We start from the raw sequence: 23,865 nt of genomic DNA, 5'->3' as shown, positions 1-23,865 counted from the left end.
CTGCTTGCTGTTGGACTGTGGAAATGACGAGTCGACGCGCGAAGCGCGCCGGGATGCAAGGAGAAGAGCGGTCACCGGAGTGTCCGCGCACGACGGTGCGCGGCCTCAGCCGATCGGACGGTCCCCAGGCGCGCGGACACGGTCGTCGCACGCACCCCCGCCGACGGCCGGCCGTACCCGGGCATGCCGAGAAAGGCAGTCGACATCGGAGCGCGAACACTCCGGCCCACTGCCGGTGATACCCCCCACGAACACCCCCAGCGCACAGCGAATGCCGTGCTCAACTCGCAGCGTACAACCGCAAGATAGGTCCACAACACGGTGACGATGAGGCGTTTCGAAGAATTGGTGCCAAGCAGCCGGTATGCCGCACCTGAACCACCGGCCCTCGGGGCGTCCAGAGGCTAGAGTTGGGCCCCGCCCGCTCGACCGGGCGTCCCGACCACGTCGGCATCACCGCAGCTGGAGTCCTCGACTGTGTACCTGGCCGATCGCTCAACACCCCGCGAGGCCCGCGAGTCCGCCGAGACCTCGCCCGCCACACCCGACGGCATACGGAGGCGGGGTCCGCTGCGGGCGGTCCCCCCGACCGTACTGGCCCTCGGCACCGTCAGTCTCATCACCGACGTGTCCACCGAGATGGTCACGGCCGTCCTTCCGCTCTACCTCGTCATGGGGCTCGGCCTCAGCCCGCTCGGCTTCGGCGTGCTGGACGGTCTCCAGAACGGCGTCAGCGCCCTGGTCCAGCTGACCGGCGGACACCTGGCCGACCGGGTGCGCAACCACAAGCTGATCGCCGGCATCGGCTACGGCCTGTCCGCGCTGGGCAAGCCCCTGCTCCTGGTGCACAACCTGGGCGCCCTCGGCGCCGCCCTCACCCTGGACCGCACCGGCAAGGGGCTGCGCACCGCGCCGCGCGACGCGATGATCTCGCTGTCCGCCCCGCCCGAACGCCAGGGCCGCGTCTTCGGCGTGCACCGGGCGATGGACACGACCGGCGCCCTGCTCGGCCCGGTCCTCGCCTTCCTGATCCTGGGCGTGGCGGCCGGCGGCTACGACGCGGTCTTCGCGGTCAGCGGCTGCGTGGCCGCGCTCGGGGTGCTGGTCCTGGTGCTGTTCGTGCCGGGCCGCCGGGGCCGCGCCGCCGGCCCCGCCCCGGGCGGATTGGGTACCGGCGGACCGGACGCCGCCGCCCCGCCGGCCGGGGACCCCGCGGGGACCGCCCGGGTACCCGCCGCGCGCACGGGCGAGGAGCCTCCGGCCGCCGAGGCCGGAGCGACGCAGCCGGCCGCGGTCGTGCCCGCCGCTCCGCGTCCGGACCTGCGCGCCGCCCTCGGCCTGCTGCGCGGCCGCCGGCTGCGCTCGCTGTTCGTCTGCGCCGTCCTCCTCGGCCTCACCACCGTCAGCGACGCCTTCCTCTACCTGCTCGTGCAGCGCCGCACCGGGATCGGCGAGCAGTGGTTCCCGCTGCTCCCGCTCGGCACCGCCGCCGTGTTCCTGCTGCTCGCCATGCCGCTGGGCCGCCTCTCCGACCGGATCGGCCGCCGCACCGTCTTCCTGGCCGGCCACGGCGGCCTGCTCCTCGCCTACGCCCTGCTGCTCTGGGCGCCGCAGACCCCCTTCGTGCCCTACCTGGTGCTGCTGCTCCACGGCGCGTTCTACGCCGCCACCGACGGGGTGCTGCCCGCCGCCGTCGCCGCCACGGTGCCCGAAGGGCTGCGCGCCAGCGGGCTGGCCCTGGTCGGCACGGGGCAGGCCCTGGCCCGCTTCAGCTGTTCGCTCGCCTTCGGCGCCGCGTGGGCCGCGTGGGGCGACGGCCCGGCGCTGGCCGCCGCCGCGCTCGGACTCGTCTGCTGCGCCACCGTCGCCGGCGCCGCGCTGCGCCCCACCGGAGAGACCCGATGAACCTGACCCCGCAGCGCCGCCTGCTGATCCTGGCCCTCGCGATCGTGCTGCTCGGCGGAGTCGGCGCTTGGTCCGTCCTGCGCGCGGCCGACGAGGCCGACCGGCAGAACCGGCCCCGGGCCGGCGGACCGGCCGTCACCGAGGGCAAGGTGACGCTGGGTCAGGCCGAGCGGCTGGTCTTCCGCAACACGGCCACCGGCCCGCACCGGGACGAGCTCGTCACCGTCCCGTCGGTCGACCCCACCGGCGCCACCCGCACGGCCTCCGGCATCAGCTGCCTCCGCTTCCACACGGCCAGGGGCACCGGCGTCTGCCTCCAGTCCTCGACCGGCGTGGCCCAGCAGAACTACCGCGCCCGGATCCTGGACGCGGACCTGCGCACGGTGAAGACGTATCCGCTCGCCGGAATCCCCAGCCGCGCCCGGGTCTCGCCCAGCGGCAAGCTGGTCGCCTGGACCGTCTTCGTCAACGGCGAGTCCTACGGGACCGCCTTCTTCTCCACCCGCACCGCGATCCTGGACACCCGCGGCTGGAAACTCGTGCCCAGCCTGGAGGAGTTCGCCATCACCCTGGACGGCAAGCCCTACCGGGCGGCCGACGTCAACTTCTGGGGCGTCACCTTCACGGGCGACGACGACACCTTCTACGCCACCCTGAGCACCGGCAAGCACACCTACCTGGTCCGCGGCTCCCTCACGCGGCGCGCGGTCACCACCCTCACGCAGAACGTGGAATGCCCCTCGCTCTCCCCGGACGGCACACGGATCGCCTACAAGAAGCGCGTGCTCGGGACCGCCGCGCTCTGGCGCGAGCACGTGCTCGACCTCGGCACGATGAAGTCGACACCGCTGGCCGAGCGCCGCAGCGTCGACGACCAGGCGCTCTGGCTCGACGACCGCACCCTCGCCTACGCGCTGCCCGGGGAGGGCGGCCAGAAGGACGCCCACGACGTCTGGACCGTCCCGGCCGACGGCACCGGCGCCCCGCGCGTCCTGCTCAAGGACGGGCTCTCCCCGTCCCGCCTGCGGTGACGGCCCGCGGAGCGGCGGGGGTCACCCGTCGCTCCGCCGTCCGGCGCGCCACCACCATCCGGCAGCGCGGGCTGCCGTCCTCGCGCCGGCCGAGGGACTCCATGGGGAGGGTCTCCACGGCGAAGCCCGCCCCCGTCAGCCCGGCCCGGACGTCCGCCAGGCGGAAGGTCCGGTAGTACATGACGAAGGGGGGCCGCCACACGGCGTTCCGCACCCTCATCGCACCGTCGAAGCCGAGCAGCGTCCACCAGAGCGGCGAGCCGACGCGCGGCGGTGCGGGCAGCGGGAAGGCGAAGGTGCCGCCCGGCCGCAGCGCCGTGTGCACCTGGGCGAAGAGCCGGGTCTGCTGCGCCGGCAGGAAGTGCCCGAAGGCGCCGAAGCTGACCGCCAGGTCGAAGGCCCCGGCGAAGGGGAGGGCCAGGGCGTCCGCGCGGACCAGTTCGGCCTCGGGATGCGCCGCGCGGGCCTCGGCGAGCATGCCCGCACTGAAGTCGACGCCCGTGATCCGGCCGGTGCAGAGCGCGTCAAGGACGGGCAGGCCCGCCCCGGTGCCGCAGCACAGGTCCAGTCCGGCGCCGAAGGGGCCCAGCGGGCGCAAGGTGTCCGTCACCGCCTCCAGCAGGCGGTCCGAGGTCCGGAACGGTGTCTCGTCGAACTTCGACGCGAGCAGGTCGTAGCCGTGCTCCACCGAGGACAGCGCCTGGACGGTCAGCTCACGGAGACTCGGGCCCTGGGGGGTGAACATGCCTCGACCCTACGCCGTCGCCCCGTGTCCGTGTCGTCGCTCCACGTGAGGGTCAGGTCCTGTCCGCCCGGACGGGACCTAGAGTGCGCTGCGCACCGGCGGGACGTTCCAGGACGGGGTGATCCCGGTGAGCTGGCAGGCCAGCAGGTAGAGCGGGATCGGAGGGGTGTACGGGGACGTGCCGTCGGGCCGGTGGATGAGCCGCGGGCCGCGGTCGGGGATGTCCGCCCCCGGGGCGTAGCAGGCCGGTAGGGGCCAGGTCAGGTCCAGGTCGGAGCCGGCGGGGACGAGCCACCACCACCAGTCCGTGTCCGCGTAGACACAGCCCTTGGAGGGGAGGCGGGACAGGACGCGGAAGCCGTGCCGCGCGGGCACTCCGACGGCGTCGCAGCCCAGGGCGGTACTGAGGCCCGCGGGGACGATCAGCCGGGTCGCGACGGAGCCGGTCGGCCTGCGTCCCCTGGAGTTCAGCAGGGTCGCCATCGACCTCAGCACGGGTTGCCCATGCCGTGGGCGAGCTCCGCCCAGACGACTCTGGCCGTGCCGTGGCCGGTGCGGTCGGCGCCCCAGGCGCTGCACAGGCCGTCCACGAGGAGCAGGCCGCGGCCCCGCTCGTCCTCGCCGCAGTCGCGTATGCGCGGGTCGGCCGCGCCTCCCTCGTCCCGTACCGCTATCCGCAACTGCTCTTCACCTTCGCGCAGTTCGCAGACGACGTAGCTGCTCGCGGTGTGGACGACGGCGTTGGTGACCAGTTCGGAGACGATCAGCGTCACCGTGTCGCGTATGTCGGGGTCGCAGCCCCACAGGATGAGGCGCTCCTCGGCCAGCCTGCGGGCGCGCGAGACGGATTCCGTGCGGGCGGGCAGCTCGAAGGCGAAACGCCGGGAGGTGGCGGTATGTGGGCGCTGGGTCATGACGCGGGGGCCCATGAGACCTGGGGGAAGCGCGTTACCAGAAGCCACGACCGGTTCCTCACAACAGTGGGTAAGCAGTGCCGTACATCGCGACGGTCGTGACGGCGCACGACAGCAGCACGTACTGGTTCACCGGAATACTGTGCTCCCGACGCGGACACTTGGCAAGTGGCACTCTGAAAATTGCAGAGTGCTGTGTTCTCTCTGGCGCTGTTCATGGCACACTCGGTCGAAACAGCGCGTCGGGGAGGTCTGAGAGTGAGCGAGCCGCGGTCCGCCCCCACGGTGGGACAGGTCGTTCTCGGCAAGCGTCTGCAGGATCTCCGCGAGCGGGCCGGCCTGAAGCGGGAGGAGGCCGCCAAGGTCCTCCGCGTCGCTCCGGCGACCATCCGGCGCATGGAGACCGCGGAAGTCGCGCTGAAGATCCCGTACGTGCAGCTCCTGCTCAAGGCGTACGGCATCACCGACTCCGAGGCCGAGGGGTTCGTCGCCCTCGCCGAGGAGGCCAACCTTCCCGGCTGGTGGCAGCGGTTCCACGACGTGCTGCCCGGCTGGTTCTCCATGTACGTCAGCCTGGAGGGGGCCGCGAGCCTCATCCGGGCGTACGAACCGCAGTTCGTCCCCGGTCTGCTCCAGACCGAGGGGTACGCCCGCGCCATTCTGCGCAGCGGGGCGGTCGGCGGCAGAGATGCCGAGAACGACGAGGACACCGAACGGCATGTAGCCCTGCGGATGGAGCGCCAGTCCCTGCTGACCAGGGACGACGCCCCGAAGTTCTGGGTGATCATGGATGAGACGGTGTTCCGCCGACCGGTCGGCGACGGGCCCGAAGTGATGCGCGACCAGCTCGACCGGCTGCTCGAAGCGTCCGAGCTGCCGAACGTCACCCTGCAGATCGCGGAGTTCGCGTCCGGCCACCACCCCGGCACCTACGGACCGTTCGTCCTCTTCCGCTTCGCCATGCCCGAACTCCCGGACATGGTCTACAGCGAGTACCTGACCGGCGCCGTCTACCTCGACGCGCGCCCGGAGGTGGCCTCCCATCTCGAGGTCATGGACCGCATGGCGGCCCAGGCCGCGACTGCACAACGCACGAAGGAGATTCTCCGGAATCTCCGCAAGGAGCTGTGAATGGATCGCATATACAACGGCATGCCCGCCGCGGATCTCGGTGCCGAAGGCTGGCACAAGCCGTGGAGCGGCGGGAACGGGGGCAACTGCGTGGAGGCCATGAAGCTGGCCGACGGCAGAGTCGCCGTGCGACAGTCCGCAGACCCTGAAGGTCCCGCCCTGATCTACACCCACGGCGAGATCGCCGCCTTCATCCAGGGAGCGAAATCAGGTCAGGCAGACTTTCTGCTCACCTGACCTCTTCCGTCACACCCCGCTCGTCGCGTAACTCTTGCTGCAGTGCCAGTAGTTCTCTCCGCCGACCAGGAGCCCCGATGACCCAGGACCCCGCAGCCGTTAGGATCGACACCAGCAAGCCGCATCCCGCGCGGATGTACGACTGGTTCCTGGGTGGCAAGGACAACTACCCGGTCGACGAGGAGATGGCCCGCCAGCTGCTCACCGTCGACGCCCGGGGCCGGGACATGGCCCGCGTCAACCGGGCCTTCATGCACCGCGCCATCCGCTGGCTCGGCGCCAACGGCGTACGCCAGTACCTGGACATCGGCACCGGCATCCCGACCGAGCCCAACCTGCACCAGATAGCCCAGCAGGTGGCGCCCGAGTCGCGGATCGTCTACTGCGACAACGACCCGATCGTGCTCGCGCACGCGGCCGCCCTGCTGCGCTCGACCCCCGAAGGGGCCACCGAGTACATCCAGGCGGACGCCCGTGAGCCCGAGATGATCCTCGAAAGGGCCGGAAAGGTCCTTGATTTCGACCAGCCGATAGCCCTCTCCATGCTCGCCCTGCTGCACTTCGTGGGCGACGAGGACGGGGCGTACGACCTGGTCGGCAAGCTCGTGGAGAAGCTCGCACCCGGCAGCTATCTGGTGCTCTCGCACGTCACCGGGGACTTCGACCCCGAGGGCGCCGCGAAGGCCGCGGGGATGTACCGGGCGCGTGGCCTGACCCTGCGGCCCCGGTCGCGCGACGAGCTGGCCGCGTTCTTCGACGGACTCGAGTTCGTCGAGCCCGGTGTCTCGCTCACGGCCGAGTGGCACCCGGAGCTCGGCGAGCCCGTCCCGGTCCTCGGCGACGACCCGATCCCGGGCTGGGCCGCGGTCGGCCGCAAGCCCTGACCGCGTCCCGCCCGTCCCTCCACGGAAGGGGCCCGCAGACCGTGAGGGCTGCGGGCCCCTTCTCATGCCGGCGGCCCTAGGTCCTGTCCGGGCGGTCTTCGAGGCTCGGCCCGCGGCGTCGGATGTGGTGTATCGCAAGGCGGAGGATCGCCCTCGTACTGGGCGTACTCGGGCGACTCCGACAACGCCGCGAGACGCCGCAGCCGTCGTCGCGGGCCCGAGAAGATCGCCCGGACAGGACCTAGGCGCCCGGCTTCACCAGGGTGACCCGGAACGACGAGGCCGTGCCCACGTTCCCGGCGGCGTCGACCGTCCGGTACTCCACCGTGTGCGTGCCGTAGTCCGGTGTCGCGTCGTCCCACGGCACGGCCCGGCTGCGGCCCAGCTTGCCGTACACGAGACCGTCGACGACCGTGCCCGACGGCGAGAAGAGGAAGGGCGCCTCCGCGTCCGTCGGCCAGCCGTAGTACGTGTACCAGCCGTCGCCGTCCACCCGGAACTGGCTCACCACCGTGCCCGGCCGGTCGTCCCGGGCCGTCAGCCGCATGGTGAACGCGGCGTCGTAGACGTACTCGACGCCCCCGCCCGGCCGGCGCTCGGTCCGCAGCGGCTTCGACAGCTCGTACGCCGCCGTCGCCGGCCGCGCGTCGACGGTCCAGCTCAACTCGGCCCGGCTGCCCGGGATCCGGGCGGTCAGCGTGTGCGTTCCGGGGGACAGGCGCAGCGAACGCAGGTCGAGATCACGGTCGTTGCCGTCATCGGCGACGGTACGGCCGTCGAGGGCCCAGCGCACGGCGAGCGTGCGGCGCGTCGGATGGGTGGTGTCGGCGTACACGACGGAGCGTGCGCCGACCGGGGTCCCGGTCGCCGTGTGCCCCGTGAACGCGGCCTCCGTCTCCCGCGTCGGTGTGGTCAGACGGGTGTCCACCGTCCAGCTCACGGTCCGGGTCAGCGCCGCCGATTCGCGGACCGCCGGGTCGCGGACGAACGGGGTCGGGTCACTCACCGTCGCGGTCAGGGTGTGCGCGCCGGGGGAGAGGCGCAGGCTCCGCAGGTCCACGGTGCGGGAGCCGCCGGTGGCCAGCCGCCGGCCGTCCAGCCGCCAGCGGACCGACAGCTCACCGCCCACCGGGTGCAGGGTGTCCACCCAGACGGTCCGGTCGGCGCCCAGCGGGGCGGAGTCGTCCGTGTGGTCCTGGACGAGGTCCACCTTGGCCGAGATCGCCTGGACCATCACCTCCCGCTCCACCTGGTCGAAGGCGTAGCCGAGGGTCTTCATCAGCGAGTGCCGGCTCGGCCGCCACACCCCCTGGGTGCTGTACATCCCGCCCTCGTGGCGGCCGAGGACGCCGCCCGACTCGCTCTCCTCGCCCAGCCAGCGCCACCACTTGGCGCGCTGCGCGCGCATCTGCTCCTCCGTGAGCAGGGTGTGGTGCGCCGAGGCCGGCTCGGGCCCCGAGTAGGACCCGCCCGGGACACCCCGCGCGTAGTAGTCGTACTCGTCCTGCAGCTTGCCCAGCGAATGCCCGATCTCGTGCGGGGTGATCAGCGCGGAGAGGGCGTTCCCGCCCGACGCGGTCGCGTAACTGCCGCCCGCGCCGCCGTAGGTGTCGCTGTGCGCCAGGGCGACGATCTGGCGGTTCGCTCCGGTCGTCCCCGGCACGAGGTCGGCCAGGGCGCCGGCGAGCCGGCCGTCCACGGTGAGCAGCCGCTGCACGCTGCCGGGATCGCAGCCGCCCCAGAAGCCCATGCCCAGGGCGGTGTCCCGGCGCGGGGCGTCCAGCGCGGGGTCGCAGTCCACGCCCGACTCGCGCGAAGGGACCTCCACCGCCCACACGTTGACGTACGAGCGGTACGAGGCGAACGGCTCGACGCTCCACAGCACGTTCAGGTGCTTCTCCACGTCGGCGCGGAACCGCGGCATCTCCTCGGCCGTGTAGCCGTCGCCCATGACCACCAGGTTGAAGCGCTTCTCGGCGGGGCCGGTGGTCTGGACGGGGACGACGGTGGCGGTGTCCGCGACCGTCGGGGCGGCGACGACCGCCGGTCCGGCTCCCACCAGACCGACGGTCAGCAGACAGCCCACGGTGAGCCGGGCCACCGTCCTTCGCGCACGCCGGAAACGTATGCCATGTGAGGTCATGGGGCGCGAGCGTAGGCCGCGCCCCGAGTGACGTAAAGGTGTCCGTCGGCCGTCATCGGCCGTCCATGTCAGCTTCGCAGATAGGCCAGACCCGGGTGCTCGTCCGTGTACCCGGCCAGCAGACGCCGCGCCACCGCGACGGAGTCCACCAGCGGATGCAGCGCGAAGGCCTTGACGGCCGTGGTCCGCGAGCCGCTCTCCGCCGCCGCCAGGACCTCCCGCTCCACGCCCTTGACGGCCGTCACCAGCCCCACCGCGTGGTACGGCAGGGGAGCCACGGTCACCGGGTGGGCGCCCGTCGCGTCCACGAAGCACGGCACCTCGACGACCGCGTCCGCGTCGAGCGCCGAAAGCGTGCCGCGATTGCGGACGTTGAGGATCAGCGTGGCGCGCTCGTTGCGCGCGACGGCCCGCATGAGCGCCAGCGCCACCTTCTCGTAGCCGCCCGACTCCAGGTCCTCCTCGTTGCGCTCACCGATCCCGGCCGCCTCCCGGTTCGCCGCCATGTACGTGGCCTCGCGGTCGGCCAGTGTGCGGTGCCAGGCGGCCAGCGGAGGCGTGCCGGGCTTGCCCATCTCCCGGTAGAAACCCGCCTGCTGGTCCAGCAGGTAGGCGCCGCGCGTCCGTTCCGCCTGCCGGTAGGCCCGCACCGCCTCCCGGTTGAAGTAGTAGTAGTGCAGGTACTCGTTGGGGATCGCGCCCAGCGAGCGGAGCCACTCGGGGCCGAAGAGCCGGCCCTCCTCGAAGGAGCCGAGCGCCCGCTCGTCCGCGAGCAGCCGGGGCAGCTGGTCGCGGCCCCCGACGTGCAGGCCCCGCAGCCAGCCCAGGTGGTTGAGGCCCACGTAGTCGATCCACGCCTCGTCCGGGTCCGCCCCCAGGATCCGGGCGACCCGGCGGCCCAGCCCCACGGGGGAGTCGCAGATGCCGACGACCCGGTCGCCGAGCACCCGGGACATCGCCTCGGTGACCAGACCGGCCGGGTTGGTGAAGTTGATGACCCAGGCGTCCGGCGCCAGGGCGGCGATGCGCCGCGCGATGTGCGTCGCGACCGGCACCGTGCGCAGCCCGTAGGCGATGCCGCCGGCCCCGACGGTCTCCTGGCCGAGTACCCCCTCGGCGAGCGCGATCCGCTCGTCCGCCGCCCTGCCCTCCAGCCCGCCCACGCGGATCGCGGAGAAGACGAAGTCGGCCCCGCGCAGGGCCTCGTCGAGGTCCGTCGTCGCCGTGACCTCCGGCGCGTCCGGCACCCCCGCGCCCTGTTCGGCGAGGACCCGGGCGATCGCCGAGAGCCGGCCCGCGTCCAGGTCGTGCAGCGTGACGTGGGTGACCCGCCCCTCCGCGTGGTCGCCGAGCAGGGCTCCGTACACCAGCGGGACCCGGAATCCGCCGCCTCCGAGAATCGTCAGTTTCATGGTCGTACGCTACTCGGATGCACGTACTGAGCAGCCGGATCCTCCTGCGGCCCGCCGACCCCGAGCGCTCCCGGCGCTTCTACGGGGAGACGCTGGGGCTGGCGGTCCACCGCGAGTTCGGCACCGGGCCGCAGCGCGGCACGGTCTACTTCCTGGGCGGCGGCTTCCTCGAGGTCTCCGGGCGCGCTGACGCCCCGTCGCCCTCGCCGGAGCTCCGGCTCTGGCTCCAGGTCGCCGACGTGCGCGCCGTGCACGAGGAGCTGCGGGGGAGGGGCGTCGAGGTCCTGCGGGAGCCGGTGACCGAACCCTGGGGGCTGGTCGAGATGTGGATCGCGGACCCCGACGGGGTCCGCATCGCCGTCGTCGAGGTGCCCGAGGACCATCCGCTGCGCTACCGGCCCTGACGCGCGGGGCCGTTCCGGGCTCCGGTGCCGCCGGGGGTCAGCCCACGTCGAGCGCGTGCGGCAGGCCGAGGCGGTACCGGAAGCGGTCATGGCGCTTGAACCCCTCCAGCTCCGGCGCCCGGAAGAGCGGCCGCACCGTGCAGCGGGCCGCGGTCGACCCCGTGCGGTCGAGCAGCGCGTTGACCGCCTGCCGGGCGGAGGCGTTCGCGCCCTCCATCGTCGCCAGGTCGATGTCGACGGCCACGTAGTCGCCGGCGAGGTAGAGGTTCGGGACGGCGGTGGCGGCCCGCGGCCGGTTGTGGAAGGTGCCGACCGGATGGATCAGCAACTGGTCCTCGTTGGTCGGGTTCGGGGTGCCGAGGCCGTCCACGCCCGGGTCCAGGAACCAGGAGTGCAGGGCGCCGTCCTTCAGGACCGTGCGGCCCGTGTCGTTGAACGCCGCCTTCAGCTGCGCCCACACCTCCCTGGCCACCTCCGCGCGGGTGCACTGCTTGGCGGTCCTGCCGTAGAGGATCCCCGGCCGGTCCCACTCGGAGATGTCCACCGAGAGGCAGTCCACGACCGCCCCGTCGCCGTAGTCGGCGGCGAAGTCGCGCGCCGGCCAGTGGCGGGCCTGCTGGATGGCCGTCAGGGACCAGGGGGAGTCGATGCAGTTGGCGTGCCCGGCGAGCAGCGGCGCCCGTTCGGTCAGATAGAACTGGATGCCCGTCATCCAGTCCGTCTGCAGCCGGTCGCACCGGGCCAGCTGCGGATCGGCCGCCCGCAGCGCCGCGCCCCAGGTCCGGCGGGCGTGCTCCACCGGCATGGCGCAGACGTAGTGGTCCACGGTCACCCGGTGGGTGGCGCCCTGCGGGTCCTCGACGACGACCGCCCCGATCCGCCGGGCACCGGAGTCGTACGCCAGCTCCCGTACCGTCCAGCCGATCCGGAACTCCACGCCCAGGCCGGTCAGATGGGCCACCCACGGGTCGATCCAGGCCTCGTTGGTGGGCAGGTTCAGGATCCGGTCGAGGGGACCGTCGGCGCCGCGCCCCAGCGCGTTGAAGGCGAAGGCCTCCAGGAGGGTGGCGACCGTGCGGGTGCTGGCCTCCTCGGCCTTGGTCGCCACGATGTTGCGGGTCAGTCCGACGGCGAGGATGCGCTGGTAGTCGTAGCTCATCCGGTCGGCCCGCAGGAACTCCCACCACGGCGTGCGCTCCCACACCTCGTCCCGCCGCTCGTCGCAGCTGGTGAGGAAGACCAGGAACCGGTTCACGAAGTACGCGGTCTCGTGGAGGGGAATGGATCCTGCGGTGTCCAGGAGCGCGGTGAGCGCGCGGCGGATCTCGTCGAGCGTGAGCTCGGCCGGCCGGTGCCCGGGCCAGGGGAGCGGGATGCGCAGGTCCTCGCGGCCGGTGCGGGAGAAGGACATCTCGGCCGGCGCGACGAGGTTGTCCCAGACGCCGTTCGCGTTCCCGGGGAAGGGGATGCGCCGCAGGGTGTCGGGGAGGTTGTGGTAGATGCCGGGGATGAACCGGAAGCCGTGCTCCGCGGGGAGCGGGCGCCGTCCGCCGCGGGCGCTGTCCGGCACGTCCATGGAGCGGGCCTTGCCGCCCAGCGCCCGGCGTTCGTGGACGGTGACGCGGAAGCCGCGCTCCGCCAGCTCGTGGGCGGCGGTCAGGCCCGCGACACCGCCGCCCAGCACGGCCACGGACGGGGCCCGGGCCGGTCCGGCCGCGGCGGCCGGCGCGGCCCCGGCGGCGACCGACGTGACGGCGGCTCCGGTGACGGCGGCCGCGCCCGCCATGAGGGTGCGTCGCGAGGTGCCCGTACGGTCCATGCCCCAACCCCTTTACCGGAGGTAACCCGACGTCCGGCGCAGGAGCATAGGGCTGCCCCGTCGCCCCCGGAAGACAGCCGCGGGCCCGATTCGCACATGGCGCGATCCCGCCCCCGTGTTCCGGGAGGCCCCACCGGACCACCGGAGACGACAGGGGACAATGGGGTCATGTCCCGACGCACCGCCCGCCCCCGGCGATCCGCCGCCCCCGCCGCACCGGCCGTCACGGCGGCCTCGCCCTGCCCCTGCGGCCTCGCCGCGGTCTACGGGGACTGCTGCGGGCGCTTCCACGCGGGCACCGCCGCCGCGCCCACCGCCGAGCTCCTCATGCGTTCGCGCTACAGCGCCTTCGTCGTCCGCGACGAGCCGTACCTGCTGCGCACCTGGGCACCGGAGACCCGCCCCGGCGAGGTCGACTTCGACCCGTCGCTGCGCTGGCGGGGTCTGGAGATCCGGGAGACCACCGACGGCTCCGCCTTCCACGGCCAGGGCACGGTGACGTTCGTCGCCCGCTACGCGCACGGCGGCGAGGAGGGTGCCCTCCACGAGCGGAGCCGCTTCACCCGGCACGAGGGGGCCTGGGTCTACGTGGACGGCGAGTTCGTCGAGTGAGGCCCGTGCCCCGCGCCGGCGCGGTCAGGAGGTGACGCCGACCGGCTCGCGGGGACCGCGTGGCAGGCCGTTCGCCAGGTCCTCCGCGATGAGCTTCTTCGCGATGGCGTCCGTCGCGGCCCGCAGTTCGGGTCCGCTCGGCCGGCCGCGCTCCCGCTCGATCCGCTCGCTCAGCCAGTCCGACCAGGCGCGGGTGATGACCTGCGCCTCGCGGCTGCCGGCCGCCGTGTGCGAGAGCAGGCTGCCCTCCCGGGTCAGATAGCCTTCGTCCACCATCCGGTCGAAGACCGGCAGCAGGACCTCCGGGGGCACCCGCCGGCCCGCCGAGATCAGGCCGAGGCTGGCGTGACCGACCAGCCGGGTGAAGAGCTCGACCTGCATCACCGCCCACGCGCCCGCGGTGTCGAGCCGGGTGTCCGAGCCGGAGACGACTCTTCGGGCCGTCTCCAGATCCATCCGCCGCATGATCCGGCCGACCGAGAGTTCCAGCAGCTTGGCCGAGTCGCCCGACATCGTGGGTGAGCCGAACCCCTCGCCCATGTCGGGAGCGGAGGCCCGGGCGGAGTCCCGGAGCGGGACCTGCTTGAGGAACAGCGCCACCACGAAGCCGACGGCGGCCACCGGCACCGTCCAGAGGAAGACCGTGTGGAGCGTGTCCGCGTACGCCTGGACGACGGGCGCCGCCACCTCGTCCGGCAGTCCGTGCACCCCGGCGGGGCTCCGTGCGGCGGCGGCGATCGCCGCCGCGTCACCGGTGCCGGCGATCGCCGCCGCCTCGGCGATCCCCTGGCTCAGGTTGGGCCCCAGGGCGTTGGTGTAGATGGTGCCGAAGACGGCCGTGCCGAAGGAACTGCCGAGCGTGCGGAAGAAGGTGACGCCCGAGGTGGCGGTGCCGAGGTCGGCGTACTCGACCGTGTTCTGCACGGCGATCGTCAGCACCTGCATGCACAGGCCGATGCCGACGCCGAGGACGAACATGTACAGCGACTCCAGCCAGGCGCTGGTGCCGGTGCCCATCAGTGACAGCAGGAAGAGACCGAGTCCCATCACCGCGCAGCCCACGATCGGGAAGATGCGGTAGGTGCCCGTCTTGCTGACCACGTTGCCGCTGTAGATCGAGGCGATCAGCAGGCCGACGACCATGGGGAGGGTCCGGATGCCGGAGACCGTCGCCGAGTCGCCGTCGACGTACTGGAGGTACGAGGGCAGGAACGTCATCGAGCCGAGCATCGCGAAGCCGACCACGAAGCTCAGCACGGAACACACGGTGAACACCGGGTTGGCGAACAGGCGCATGGGGAGCATCGGTTCGGCGGCCCGGGTCTCGACCCAGCAGAAGAGCGCGAGGGCGATCAGGCCGCCGGCGAAGAGGCCGATGATGACGGCGGAGCCCCAGGCGTACTCGTTGCCGCCCCAGCTGGTCGCCAGGATGAGGGCGCTCGAACCGACGGCGACGAGCGCGATGCCCGCGTAGTCGATGACCGGGCGGCTCGCGGAGCGGACGGAGGGGATCGTGCGGGCCGCCGCGATGACGACCAGGATCGCGATCGGCACGTTGACGTAGAACGCCCAGCGCCAGGTCAGGTGGTCGGTGAACAGACCACCGAGCAGCGGGCCGATGACCGTCGAGACGCCGAAGACCGCGCCGATCGCCCCCTGGTACTTGCCGCGGTCGCGCAGCGGGATCACGTCGGCGATGAGAGCCATGGAGGTCACCATCAGGCCGCCCGCGCCGATGCCCTGGAGCCCGCGCCAGGTGATCAGCAGGCTCATGTTGGTGGCGAGACCGCACAGGAACGAACCGGTGATGAAGACGATCGCGGAGATCTGGAAGATCACCTTGCGGCCGAAGAGGTCGCCGAACTTGCCGACGAGCACGGTGGCGACGGTCTCGGCCAGCAGGTAGGCGGTGACCACCCAGGACATGTGGGAGGCGCCGCCCAGGTCCGCGACGATGGTGGGCAGCGCCGTGCCGACGATCGTCTGGTCCAGCGCGGCGAGGAGCACGCCGAGCATGATCGTGCCGAAGACGATGTTGCGGCGGCGGCCGTCGAGCACCGGGGGCTCGGTCGCCTGCGGTGCGGGGGCGGCTTCGCTGGTGGTGGTCACCCTCGCAGCCTCACACCGGGCGACGCGGCCCGCATGCGGGGGACGGCCGAACCGGTGCGGCGGGCGGTCGCCCTCGCCGAGCCCGTGACCTGCGCGGAGTCCGGCCGCACGCGCGCCCGTGCCGGCCGCGGCGCGGGTCCGGTGGGACGGGCAGGTCCGGCGGTACGGAGCCCGGTGGGACACGGTCCCGGTCGTGCTGTCCGGGTCGGGCCGGGCGCGGGCCCCCGACGGCGTGCCTCAGTTCGGGAGCACCGGCAGCAGCGGGTGGTGCTTGGCGAGGATCTTGTTGGCCCGGGCCAGCGCCGACAGGGCGTGCTCGCGGTCCGCGCGGTCCTCCGCGCACAGCGGTCCGCGGAACCGGTACACCTCGCGCGCCGCGCTGTCGGCGTCGACCTCCGCCTGCAGGACGTGCAGCGGCAGACAGGAACCGATCATGGCGGCCACGCGGTCGGGAATCGGGACGGGAACGAGGGGTGCGGGCGAGGTGATCACGGGGCAGTCCTTGTGGGTCCGGAGGCGAGGTGGGTCTCTCTCCTACATACGTACCGGATGGGGTTCCGGGTTCGTCGACGGGGTTGTCCCCGCGTCGCAACGGGTCGCGGACCCTTCGGCGGGGCGTGCGGCCCGGCCGCGGGCCGGTGGATCACGCGGGCTCCGGGGCGGTCCGGTACGTTCCCGCAGGTGCGGGGAGCGTGGCGCGATCTTCCCCGCGGCCGGCGACTCGCCTTCGCTCGGACGTTCGTCGAACGCGACGTCGAGAGAGGGTGGGTGGACCCCTGACGCGCCGTCGGAGAATGTGAAGCATCTCACGCTCCTCTCGGGCCGGTTCCGGGTTTGAGGAGGTGTCGAAGCGGTTGATCGCTGGACCACCCGGGTGTGTCGAGAGGTCGCGCCGGAGTGGGGGTCGCCGCCGGCCCGGTGGGCGTACGGGTGTGGCCGGCCTCGTCCGGTCGATCCCGTCCGGACGGTTCCGGTCGATCCCGTGCGGACGGTCCAATTCTCCTTACGCGTAAGTAAGTTGACTGCGCAGGAGGATCGGCGGTCCCGGCACGTCCCCGCGTGGGGTGCGCGCCATCGGTGCGACGCGCCCCCGGGACGTGGCGCGACCGGTGCGGCCCCCTTCAGGGAGCCAGTACCTCCGCCAGGTCATAGGAGACCGGCTCCTCCAGCTGGGTGTATCCGCAGGACTCCGGCGCGCGGTCCGGCCGCCACCGCTTGAACTGGGCCGTGTGCCGGAACCGGTCGCCCTCCATGTGGTCGTAGCCCACCTCGCAGACCCGCTCCGGCCGCAGCGCCACCCACGACAGGTCCTTCTTCCCCGACCAGCGGCTCGGTGCCCCCGGCAGCCGGGCGCCCTCGTGCGCGGACTCGTCCGTCCAGGCCGCCCACGGGTGCCCGTCCGGCGGGTCCATCCGCAGCGGCTCCAGCTCCGCGACCAGCTCCTCGCGGCGCTTCGCGGTGAACGCCGCGCAGACGCCGACGTGCTGGAGCCGGCCGGTGCCGTCGTACAGGCCGAGCAGCAACGAGCCGACGACCGGGCCGCTCTTGTGGAAGCGGTAGCCGGCCACGACCACGTCGGCCGTCCGCTCGTGCTTGATCTTGTACATCAGCCGCGCGTCCGGCCGGTACGGCAGGTCCAGGGGCTTGGCGATCACCCCGTCGAGCCCGGCCCCCTCGTACTGCTCGAACCAGCGCGCCGCCACCTCGGGGTCCCGGGTCGCCGGGGCCAGGTGGACCGGGGCGTCGACCCCGCGCAGCGCCTCCTCCAGCGCCGCCCTCCGCTCGGCCAGCGGAGTGTCGAGGAGCGACTCGTCACCGAGGGCGAGCAGGTCGAAGGCGATGAACCGGGCGGGAGTCGTCTCCGCCAGCATCCGCACCCGCGACGCGGCGGGGTGGATGCGCTCGGAGAGCCGGTCGAAGTCGAGTCTGCCGTCGTGTTCGATCACGATCTCCCCGTCGACCACGCACCGCTGGGGCAACCGGGGCGCCAGCGCCTCGACCAGTTCGGGGAAGTACCGCGTCAGGGGCTTGCCGGTGCGGCTGCCGATGACGAGCTCGGGGCCGTCGCGGTGGACGAGGGCGCGGAAGCCGTCCCACTTGGCCTCGTACTGCATGCCCGGCGGAATCCTCTTCACGGCCTTGGCCAGCATCGGCTTCACGGGCGGCATCACCGGCAGATCCATGCAGCGATTGTCCGGTATGCGGGGAATGTCGGCGAGCCCTACGCTGGCGGGCATGGCAGGCAAGGCGGCAGCGGTGGAACTGGAAGTCGGCGACCGGACGGTCCGTGTGTCCCATCCCGACAAGGTGTACTTTCCCGAACCCGGCTACACCAAGCTCGACATGGTCACCTACTACCTGGCGGTCGGCGACGGCATCACCCGCGCGCTGCGCGACCGCCCGACGACGCTGGAGCGCTACCCCGACGGGGTGACGGGCGAGTCCTTCTTCCAGAAGCGGGCCCCCAAGTACATGCCCGACTGGATCCCGACCGCGCACATCACCTTCCCGAGCGGCCGCAGCGCCGACGAGATGTGCCCGACCGAGCCGGCGGCCGTCGTGTGGGCCGCCAACCAGGGTGCCTTCACCTTCCATCCGTGGCCGGTGCGCCGCGAGGACACGGACCACCCCGACGAGCTGCGCATCGACCTCGACCCGCAGCCGGGCACGGACTACGCCGACGCGGTGCGCGCCGCCCACGAACTGAGGGCCGTGCTCGACGAGGCCGGACTGCGCGGCTGGCCCAAGACCTCCGGCGGGCGCGGCCTGCACGTCTTCGTGCCGATCGAGCCCCGGTGGACCTTCACCCAGGTGCGGCGGGCCGCCATCGCCTGCGGCCGGCAGCTGGAGCGCCGGATGCCTGACCGGGTCACCATCAAGTGGTGGAAGGAGGAGCGGGGCGAACGGATCTTCGTCGACTACAACCAGACCGCCCGCGACCGCACCATCGCCTCCGCCTACTCCGTACGGCCCCGCCCGCACGCGCCGGTCTCGGCACCGCTCCGCTGGGACGAGATCGACGACGCGGTGCCGCAGGACTTCGACATCAGGACGATGCCCGCGCGCTACGCCGAGGTCGGCGACGTCCACGCGGACATGGACGACCAGCGCTTCAGTCTGGAGAGCCTGCTGGAACTGGCCCGGCGGGACGAGGCCGAGCACGGCCTGGGGGACCTGCCGTACCCGCCGGAGTACCCCAAGATGCCGGGGGAGCCGAAGCGGGTGCAGCCCAGCCGGGCGAAGAAGGCCGACTGACGGCGAAGCGGGCGACCGGCGGCGAAGCGGTCGACCGGCGGACGAGCCCGGCTCCGGCCGCGCCCGTCCGCCGCTCGGTGCCAGGGGTATTGCCGAGCCAGGAAACAACACGAACGATCGTGCTAGCATTTTCTCATCGTTCCGGCCGACCGAGGAGACCCGGCATGCACCCCCTGGTTCCACTCCTGCGCACCTCCCTGAACGCCACCGCCCGCCTGACTCCCGGGCTCGCCGGACGCGCCGCCTTCCACCTCTTCGTCCGCCCGCAGGGCCGGGCCGGGCTGCGGCCGGAGGAGGAACGGCTGCTCGCCGAAGCGCGCCCCGGCCGGCTGGAGGTGCGGGGCAAGGGGGTCGTCACCTACGCCTGGGGCGACGGATCCCGCCCGGTCCTGCTGGTCCACGGCTGGTCCTCGCGCGGAGCACGCTTCGCCGCCTTCGTCCGGGCCCTGCGTGAACAGGGCTACAGCCCCGTCCTGTTCGACGGCCCCGGACACGGCGCCTCGGAGGGGCGCGCCACGAACATCCGCGAGTACCGCGAGATCATCCGTCACCTGCACGCCGAACACGGTGACTTCGAGGCCGTGATCGCCCACTCCTTCGGTGTGCTCGCCGCACTCTTCGCGCTCCGCGACGGGGTGCGGACCGAGCGGTTCGTCGGCCTCGGCGGCGTAGGCCGCTTCGACTGGCTGGTCGAGGGGTTCCGGACCGGTCTCGGCCTGGACGAACGCGTCATCGACGGGATGCGCCGTCACGTGGAGACGACGCTCTTCCCCGGTGAGCCCGACATCTGGCGGCGGCTGAGCGCCACCCACGCGCCCGAGGAACTCGCCGCGCCCGTCCTGCTGTTCCACGACGACCAGGACGACATGGTGCCGCCCGCCCAGTCCCGGGCGCTCGCCCGCGCCCACGGCGCCCGGGCCCGTCTCGTGGTCACCTGCGGCCTCGGCCACCGCCGGATCCTCGCCGACCCGGAGGTCGTCGCGGAGGCCGTGCGCTTCGTGACGGCGCCCGCGCTCAGCCCGAGCGAGGCCCCGGCCGCGGGATGAGCCGGGCGGCCCCCTCCCGGCAGGATCGACAAGACGCCGCCAGGTCATGTCCGGGCCGGGAGGGGCGTCGGGAAAGTGGCCCGGGTGCGCGGCCCCGGAAGGCGCTCGGACGGCCCGCCGAGGGGGGGTGCGCGCCGCCGGGGGCGGCGGGGTTCGGGTGGTCGGTCGGGCGAGCGTGCCGCAGTCCGGCGCGCACTTCTCGCTGACCTGCGGCCACCGGCGGAGGCCGACGCGGCGCGCTGAGGCGCCGGCCGCCCTGGCGTCAGGCGGGCGTGCCCGGTCCGCCGTTCGCGGGCCGCCCGGTGGGCGGACCCGCGGACGGCGGGTTCAAGCCGAGGGGGGCGGTGTGAACCCGGCGCCGTCGATCTCGGCGCGTGCCCCGTCCGAGGTCTCGGCGCGCAGGCGGCGGACGATGCCCCGGCCCGCCCGCCGGTAGATCTCCGCGTCGCCGAGCAGCACGGACTGCGCGTTGGCCGCCTCCATCAGGGCGATGATCTCGAAGGCCAGCTGGGGCACGTCGACGTCCTCGACCAGGCCGCCCGCGTCGCGGGCCGCCGCCAGCTCCTGCTCCATGTACGCGGCCCAGTCGGCGCGGGTCCGGGCGATCGCGTCGTGGACCGGACCGCTGCGGGCGTCGAACTCGGCCGAGACCGCGTAGAAGAAGCAGCCCCCGGCGAAGACCCGGCCGGCCGAGTACGCGAGCCAGTTCCGGCACAGCGCCCACACCCGGCCCGGGCCCGGCGGCAGGTCGCCGAGCGGCGCCACCACCTGGTCGGCGAAGACGGCGACGGCAGCGCGGACGGTGGCGAGCTGCAGCTCCTCCTTGGAGCCGAACAGGGCGAAGACCCCGCTCTTGCTGAGCTTCAGCTCGGTCGCGATCCGGCCCAGGGACAGGCCGTCGAGGCCCTCCACCGAGGCGATGTCCATCGTGCGGCCCAGCACCAGGCGACGCGTCTGGTTGCCACGCTCGACGCGTCCGTCCGTCTTGGTCCCGCCGCTCCCGCTCATCCCCCCATCGTACTGAACGCACGGTCGTGCGGACATGGGTGCGGAGGGGGATCCGGGGCGCCCGGACCCGTCCCCTTGGGCGATCGGGACACGCGCGCGCGGGGCCCTCAGGCGGCCGGGGCCCGGCGTTCCCCGGGAGGCAGGAGCAGCACCTCGAGCGCCCGCGCGCAGGACCGGGCCTGCGCCAGGAACCAGTCCAGGCGCGCCTCCGTGATCACCTCGGCCGTCGCCCGCACCGCGAGCGCGAAGCGCGCGTGCCCCGATCGCTCCAGGACGGGGACGGCCACCGTCCGGCCCTCGTGGGCCGACTCGCCGTCGTCCAGTGCGTAGCCACGCTCCCGAACGCGCGCCAACTCGCCTTCCAGGAGGGCAGGTTCCGTGAGCGCGCGCTCCGTGACGGCGGACGGCGGCGGCAGCGGGCGGGCGTTGCCCTCGCCCGCCCGCGGCCAGGCCAGCAGCACCTTGCCGAGCGCCGTCGACATCAGCGGGCGACGCAGCCCCACCTTGGGGGTGATGGAGCCGCCCGCCACGATGACGGCGTGCGGGCCGCTGCGCAGGGCCAAGTCGGCAGCGGCGCCCGTGCGTTCGGCCAGATCGGCGAGCTCGGGCGCGGCCAGGTGCAGACCCCGCTGGTGGTACGAGAGCCGGCCGAGCTCCGTCACGGCGGGCCCGAGCCGATAGCGGGCCGTACGGGCGTCCTGCTCCAGGAATCCGGTCGCGAGCAGCGTCCGCGCGAGCCGGTGGGCGGTCGAGGTCGACAGGCCCAGCCGGCGCGCGAGGTCGGAGGCGCTCAGGTCCGGCCCGTTGTCGTGGAAGCAGTGCAGTACGTCCAGCGCGCGCCGCACCGCCTGGGCTCCGGACGGCGCGCGTACGGCGCCGGCGTCGGCCTGGGTCGTCATATCGTCCGCTCCCCTGCGTGGTCGGCCTCCACGCTCCCACATGGCGGGAGCCGGATCAGCACGGTGGCGAGGCCGGAAACACGCCGTTCACGGGCCCCGGCAGGGGAGCGCGGCGCCGTGCCCCCGGCGGCGGCACGCCCGCCGTGGCGGCCGCGGCCCCGGGGCTCAGCCGCCGATGTCGAACACCGCCCACTCGGTGGACGGTTCCTCCAGGACGTAGACCCTGCTGCCGCGGCAGACGATCCGGCGGCGGCCGAGGGAGCCGCCGTCGGGCCGGGTCAGTTCGGCGACCTCCACCGGCTCGACGGTGGTCTCGGTGAGGGCGCCGAACCTGACCCGGTCCCGGTCCTCGCCGTAGCCGCCGACGAAGGCGACCCGGTCGGCGTGGACGGCCAGACCGTGGGCGCCGTGGAGGGAGTTGGCCCGCACCCGCACGGGCTCCCCGGGCCGGATCTCCAGCAGCGGGAAGTCGGTGTACGGGCAGGCCCAGGCGACGGACCCCGCCACGTTCAGGGCGTAGCAGTCCATGATCCAGCCGGCTCCGGGAACGGAACCGGAGGTCCAGCGGCGCTCGCCCGTCGCGCTCCAGCGGCGGATGCCCACCGGATTCTCGTCGAAGTGCCCGACCCACAGCTCGCCCGTCGCGTCGACGAGCAGGTGCTCGATCGCGTCCCCGACCCCGAAGGACCAGGTCTGGCGACCGAGGGCGTCGAAGACCTGCACCTGGCGCTGCTTGTCCGCCCCACGGTCGCGGGCGGCCGCGAGGACGAACCCGCCGTCCGGCAGCCGGTCCAGAAGCGGCCGCCGGGCGTGCACGGCGTTGAGTTCGGTGACCTCCACGCCACCGTCGCCGACCGACACGACGAGGGCGTCGTAGGGCTTCGGGTCGCCGCCGGGCCGCGACGGGCGGTCGACGAGGAGCCAGTGGGCGACACCGAAGTCGTCGACGGTGGCGGCCAGGACGTGCCGGCCGTGATGGGCGCGGGGCAGGCGGGCGTACGGTTCGAGGGCGGTCTTCTGCACGGGCGGGCTCTCCTCTGTGGGGCGGGACGCGGGGCGTGGGCCGCGACGGGCGTCCGGCGCGGGCGGCGGGCGGAGCCCGGGGGCGCGCGAACGGAGGAGAGGTGGGCGGGGATCCTAGGCCGCATGGCCCTTTCTGGTCGTCATGCGTTCGATCATCGCCGACTCGCGGGTCCGTGACAAACCCTTACGGCGCGCCGCATTGATCGAACGTTGATGGCTCGTTTACGACCCTCGGGCAGCGTGTACGCCATGCAGACCGACACGACCGTACTGACCGCACCGGAGCCCGACATGTCCTGGCAGGAGAACGCCCTGTGCGCCCAGGCCGGCCCGGAGTTCTTCTTCCCGGCGCCCGGTTCCTCCACCCGCGAGGCGAAGCAGCTCTGCGGCGCCTGCGAGGGGCGCGTGGCGTGCCTGGAGTACGCGCTGACGCACGACGAGCGCTTCGGCGTCTGGGGCGGGCTCTCGGAGAAGGAACGCTTCCGCCTGAAGCGCCGGCAGGGCTGAACGACCCTCACGAGGCCTTCCCCCGGGGCCGCCCCGGCACCGCCGGGGCGCGGGGACGGCACGGGCTCCGGTCACAGCAGGACGTCGAGCAGCCGGCTGCGGGCCGGCGCGGTGTCCGGCTCGGCCGGGCCCTCCGGATCGGTGAAGCGGACCGTCCCGCCGACGGCCAGCAGGATGTCCGTGTACGCCGCCGCCTCGGCGGGGTGCGCGGTGGTGAGGTCGGCGACGACGACGCGCGAGCCGCGCGGCCGGGCGATCGCGAGACGTGCCTGGAACACCCGTGGCACGGGACCGCCCACGCCGTCGAGCGGCCCCTCGGGCGACTCCGGCAGCAGGGAGGTCACGAGCGCGGCGGGAGTGCCGCACGGCAGGTCGACGAGTCCGGACTCCCGGACGTCGCCGAGGCCGGCCGTGGCCAGATCCAGCGCGCACCGGGCCGCCGCGGCGGCGGAGCTCGGCGCGCCCGTCTCGACCTCGGACAGCGAGAACACCGACACCCGCGTCTCGTCCCGCGTCTCCCCGCCCGTCGCCTCGCCGGCCCGCGTCTCGTCGCCCGCGTGGAGCCCGATCGCCGTGTGCAGGACGCCCCGGCCGCGCAACTGCTCCAGCAGGCCGAAGAGCGCCCGGGACTCCCGTGCCGCGCGAGCGGCGCGGTCCGGGTCGGCGCACAGCGTCGCCCAGTCGGCGAGCAGCCCGTCCCGGAGCGGCTCCAGCGCGTCGAGGTCGAGGTCGACGTAGCCCGGCGGCAGACGGAACCAGACGGCGTCCGGGTCCCGCACGG

23 protein-coding genes are annotated in these 23,865 nt (G+C 73.3%); 10 read left to right on the top strand and 13 right to left on the bottom strand.

Features of this window, described 5'->3' with window-relative positions:
* Positions 1–477 precede the first annotated feature (477 nt).
* Complete coding sequence (locus ACE1OA_RS06300) at positions 478–1,905, top strand: MFS transporter (RefSeq protein WP_432752436.1); 1,428 nt, start codon at positions 478–480, stop codon at positions 1,903–1,905.
* A gap of 2 nt (positions 1,906–1,907) precedes the next feature.
* Positions 1,908–2,936 carry a TolB family protein gene (locus ACE1OA_RS06295; protein ID WP_432754037.1) on the top strand — a complete coding sequence of 343 codons (1,029 nt, stop codon included), beginning with the start codon at positions 1,908–1,910 and terminating at the stop codon, positions 2,934–2,936.
* On the opposite strand, the gene ACE1OA_RS06290 is transcribed toward ACE1OA_RS06295, so the two are convergent.
* From ACE1OA_RS06290 to ACE1OA_RS06280, 3 genes are all read right to left on the bottom strand, one after another.
* Positions 2,902–3,681, bottom strand: a complete 780-nt coding sequence (locus tag ACE1OA_RS06290) for a class I SAM-dependent methyltransferase (protein WP_386544115.1) — start codon at positions 3,679–3,681, stop codon at positions 2,902–2,904. The two genes, ACE1OA_RS06295 and ACE1OA_RS06290, sit on opposite strands and share 35 nt — an antisense overlap.
* A gap of 78 nt (positions 3,682–3,759) precedes the next feature.
* Positions 3,760–4,164 (bottom strand): hypothetical protein, encoded by a 405-nt coding sequence (locus tag ACE1OA_RS06285; protein ID WP_432752435.1) that lies wholly within the window; start codon positions 4,162–4,164, stop codon positions 3,760–3,762.
* A gap of 5 nt (positions 4,165–4,169) precedes the next feature.
* Positions 4,170–4,595, bottom strand: a complete 426-nt coding sequence (locus ACE1OA_RS06280) for an ATP-binding protein (protein WP_147976664.1) — start codon at positions 4,593–4,595, stop codon at positions 4,170–4,172.
* A 258-nt stretch (positions 4,596–4,853) separates the two neighbouring features.
* Here ACE1OA_RS06280 and ACE1OA_RS06275 point away from each other — a divergent pair, with 258 nt between their 5' ends.
* The 3 genes from ACE1OA_RS06275 (at position 4,854) to ACE1OA_RS06265 (ending at position 6,847) form a co-directional block, all read left to right on the top strand.
* On the top strand, positions 4,854–5,726 hold the full coding sequence (locus tag ACE1OA_RS06275; RefSeq protein ID WP_147976581.1) for a helix-turn-helix domain-containing protein: 873 nt from the start codon (positions 4,854–4,856) through the stop codon (positions 5,724–5,726).
* Positions 5,727–5,963: a DUF397 domain-containing protein gene (locus ACE1OA_RS06270; protein ID WP_137992288.1), complete on the top strand. Its 237-nt coding sequence runs from the start codon at positions 5,727–5,729 to the stop codon at positions 5,961–5,963. It abuts the gene before it with no gap.
* Between the two features lie 77 nt (positions 5,964–6,040).
* Positions 6,041–6,847, top strand: a complete 807-nt coding sequence (locus ACE1OA_RS06265) for an SAM-dependent methyltransferase (protein ID WP_356600496.1) — start codon at positions 6,041–6,043, stop codon at positions 6,845–6,847.
* Between the two features lie 241 nt (positions 6,848–7,088).
* Here ACE1OA_RS06265 and ACE1OA_RS06260 read toward each other — a convergent pair whose 3' ends face one another.
* Both ACE1OA_RS06260 and ACE1OA_RS06255 read right to left on the bottom strand, forming a co-directional pair.
* Positions 7,089–8,990 carry a M64 family metallopeptidase gene (locus tag ACE1OA_RS06260; RefSeq protein WP_384866270.1) on the bottom strand — a complete coding sequence of 634 codons (1,902 nt, stop codon included), beginning with the start codon at positions 8,988–8,990 and terminating at the stop codon, positions 7,089–7,091.
* A gap of 68 nt (positions 8,991–9,058) precedes the next feature.
* Positions 9,059–10,402 carry a 6-phospho-beta-glucosidase gene (locus ACE1OA_RS06255; RefSeq protein WP_432752434.1) on the bottom strand — a complete coding sequence of 448 codons (1,344 nt, stop codon included), beginning with the start codon at positions 10,400–10,402 and terminating at the stop codon, positions 9,059–9,061.
* A gap of 17 nt (positions 10,403–10,419) precedes the next feature.
* On the opposite strand from ACE1OA_RS06255, the gene ACE1OA_RS06250 reads away from it, so the two are divergent.
* Positions 10,420–10,806: a VOC family protein gene (locus ACE1OA_RS06250; protein ID WP_356776646.1), complete on the top strand. Its 387-nt coding sequence runs from the start codon at positions 10,420–10,422 to the stop codon at positions 10,804–10,806.
* Between the two features lie 37 nt (positions 10,807–10,843).
* On the opposite strand, the gene ACE1OA_RS06245 is transcribed toward ACE1OA_RS06250, so the two are convergent.
* Positions 10,844–12,625 (bottom strand): hydroxysqualene dehydroxylase, encoded by a 1,782-nt coding sequence (locus ACE1OA_RS06245; RefSeq protein ID WP_432752433.1) that lies wholly within the window; start codon positions 12,623–12,625, stop codon positions 10,844–10,846.
* Positions 12,626–12,793: 168 nt separating this feature from the next.
* On the opposite strand from ACE1OA_RS06245, the gene ACE1OA_RS06240 reads away from it, so the two are divergent.
* The gene (locus tag ACE1OA_RS06240) at positions 12,794–13,237 is read left to right on the top strand and encodes a YchJ family protein (protein WP_384866276.1); all 444 of its coding nucleotides are present in this window, start codon (positions 12,794–12,796) and stop codon (positions 13,235–13,237) included.
* Between the two features lie 24 nt (positions 13,238–13,261).
* Here the strand turns inward: ACE1OA_RS06240 and ACE1OA_RS06235 are convergent, their stop codons facing one another.
* The 3 genes from ACE1OA_RS06235 to ACE1OA_RS06225 form a co-directional block, all read right to left on the bottom strand.
* A complete protein-coding gene (locus ACE1OA_RS06235; protein ID WP_432752432.1) occupies positions 13,262–15,346 on the bottom strand; it encodes an MDR family MFS transporter in 2,085 nt (694 codons plus the stop codon).
* A gap of 237 nt (positions 15,347–15,583) precedes the next feature.
* Positions 15,584–15,781 carry a hypothetical protein gene (locus ACE1OA_RS06230; protein WP_384866583.1) on the bottom strand — a complete coding sequence of 66 codons (198 nt, stop codon included), beginning with the start codon at positions 15,779–15,781 and terminating at the stop codon, positions 15,584–15,586.
* Between the two features lie 686 nt (positions 15,782–16,467).
* Complete coding sequence (locus ACE1OA_RS06225) at positions 16,468–17,529, bottom strand: ATP-dependent DNA ligase (RefSeq protein ID WP_384866278.1); 1,062 nt, start codon at positions 17,527–17,529, stop codon at positions 16,468–16,470.
* A 52-nt stretch (positions 17,530–17,581) separates the two neighbouring features.
* Here ACE1OA_RS06225 and ligD point away from each other — a divergent pair, with 52 nt between their 5' ends.
* On the top strand, positions 17,582–18,601 hold the full coding sequence (gene ligD / locus ACE1OA_RS06220) for a non-homologous end-joining DNA ligase (RefSeq protein ID WP_356600480.1): 1,020 nt from the start codon (positions 17,582–17,584) through the stop codon (positions 18,599–18,601).
* Between the two features lie 164 nt (positions 18,602–18,765).
* Positions 18,766–19,647: an alpha/beta fold hydrolase gene (locus ACE1OA_RS06215; RefSeq protein ID WP_386544903.1), complete on the top strand. Its 882-nt coding sequence runs from the start codon at positions 18,766–18,768 to the stop codon at positions 19,645–19,647.
* A 327-nt stretch (positions 19,648–19,974) separates the two neighbouring features.
* Here ACE1OA_RS06215 and ACE1OA_RS06210 read toward each other — a convergent pair whose 3' ends face one another.
* The 3 genes from ACE1OA_RS06210 to ACE1OA_RS06200 form a co-directional block, all read right to left on the bottom strand.
* Entirely contained in the window at positions 19,975–20,655 is a 681-nt protein-coding gene (locus tag ACE1OA_RS06210) for a TetR/AcrR family transcriptional regulator (RefSeq protein WP_386544901.1), read from the bottom strand.
* A 107-nt stretch (positions 20,656–20,762) separates the two neighbouring features.
* The gene (locus ACE1OA_RS06205; protein WP_386544898.1) at positions 20,763–21,554 is read right to left on the bottom strand and encodes an IclR family transcriptional regulator; all 792 of its coding nucleotides are present in this window, start codon (positions 21,552–21,554) and stop codon (positions 20,763–20,765) included.
* Positions 21,555–21,719: 165 nt separating this feature from the next.
* A complete protein-coding gene (locus ACE1OA_RS06200) occupies positions 21,720–22,577 on the bottom strand; it encodes a hypothetical protein (RefSeq protein WP_384866286.1) in 858 nt (285 codons plus the stop codon).
* A 249-nt stretch (positions 22,578–22,826) separates the two neighbouring features.
* Here ACE1OA_RS06200 and ACE1OA_RS06195 point away from each other — a divergent pair, with 249 nt between their 5' ends.
* Positions 22,827–23,084, top strand: a complete 258-nt coding sequence (locus tag ACE1OA_RS06195) for a WhiB family transcriptional regulator (RefSeq protein ID WP_147976569.1) — start codon at positions 22,827–22,829, stop codon at positions 23,082–23,084.
* A 71-nt stretch (positions 23,085–23,155) separates the two neighbouring features.
* Here the strand turns inward: ACE1OA_RS06195 and ACE1OA_RS06190 are convergent, their stop codons facing one another.
* Positions 23,156–23,863 (bottom strand): hypothetical protein, encoded by a 708-nt coding sequence (locus ACE1OA_RS06190; RefSeq protein ID WP_432752431.1) that lies wholly within the window; start codon positions 23,861–23,863, stop codon positions 23,156–23,158.
* Positions 23,864–23,865 lie beyond the last annotated feature (2 nt).

It is taken from the genome of Streptomyces sp. JL2001, from assembly GCF_050917515.1.
In the GTDB taxonomy this organism is placed as follows: domain Bacteria; phylum Actinomycetota; class Actinomycetes; order Streptomycetales; family Streptomycetaceae; genus Streptomyces.
The sequence above is the reverse complement of the archived record's forward strand: the minus strand, read 5'-3'. Positions and strand labels throughout refer to the sequence as shown.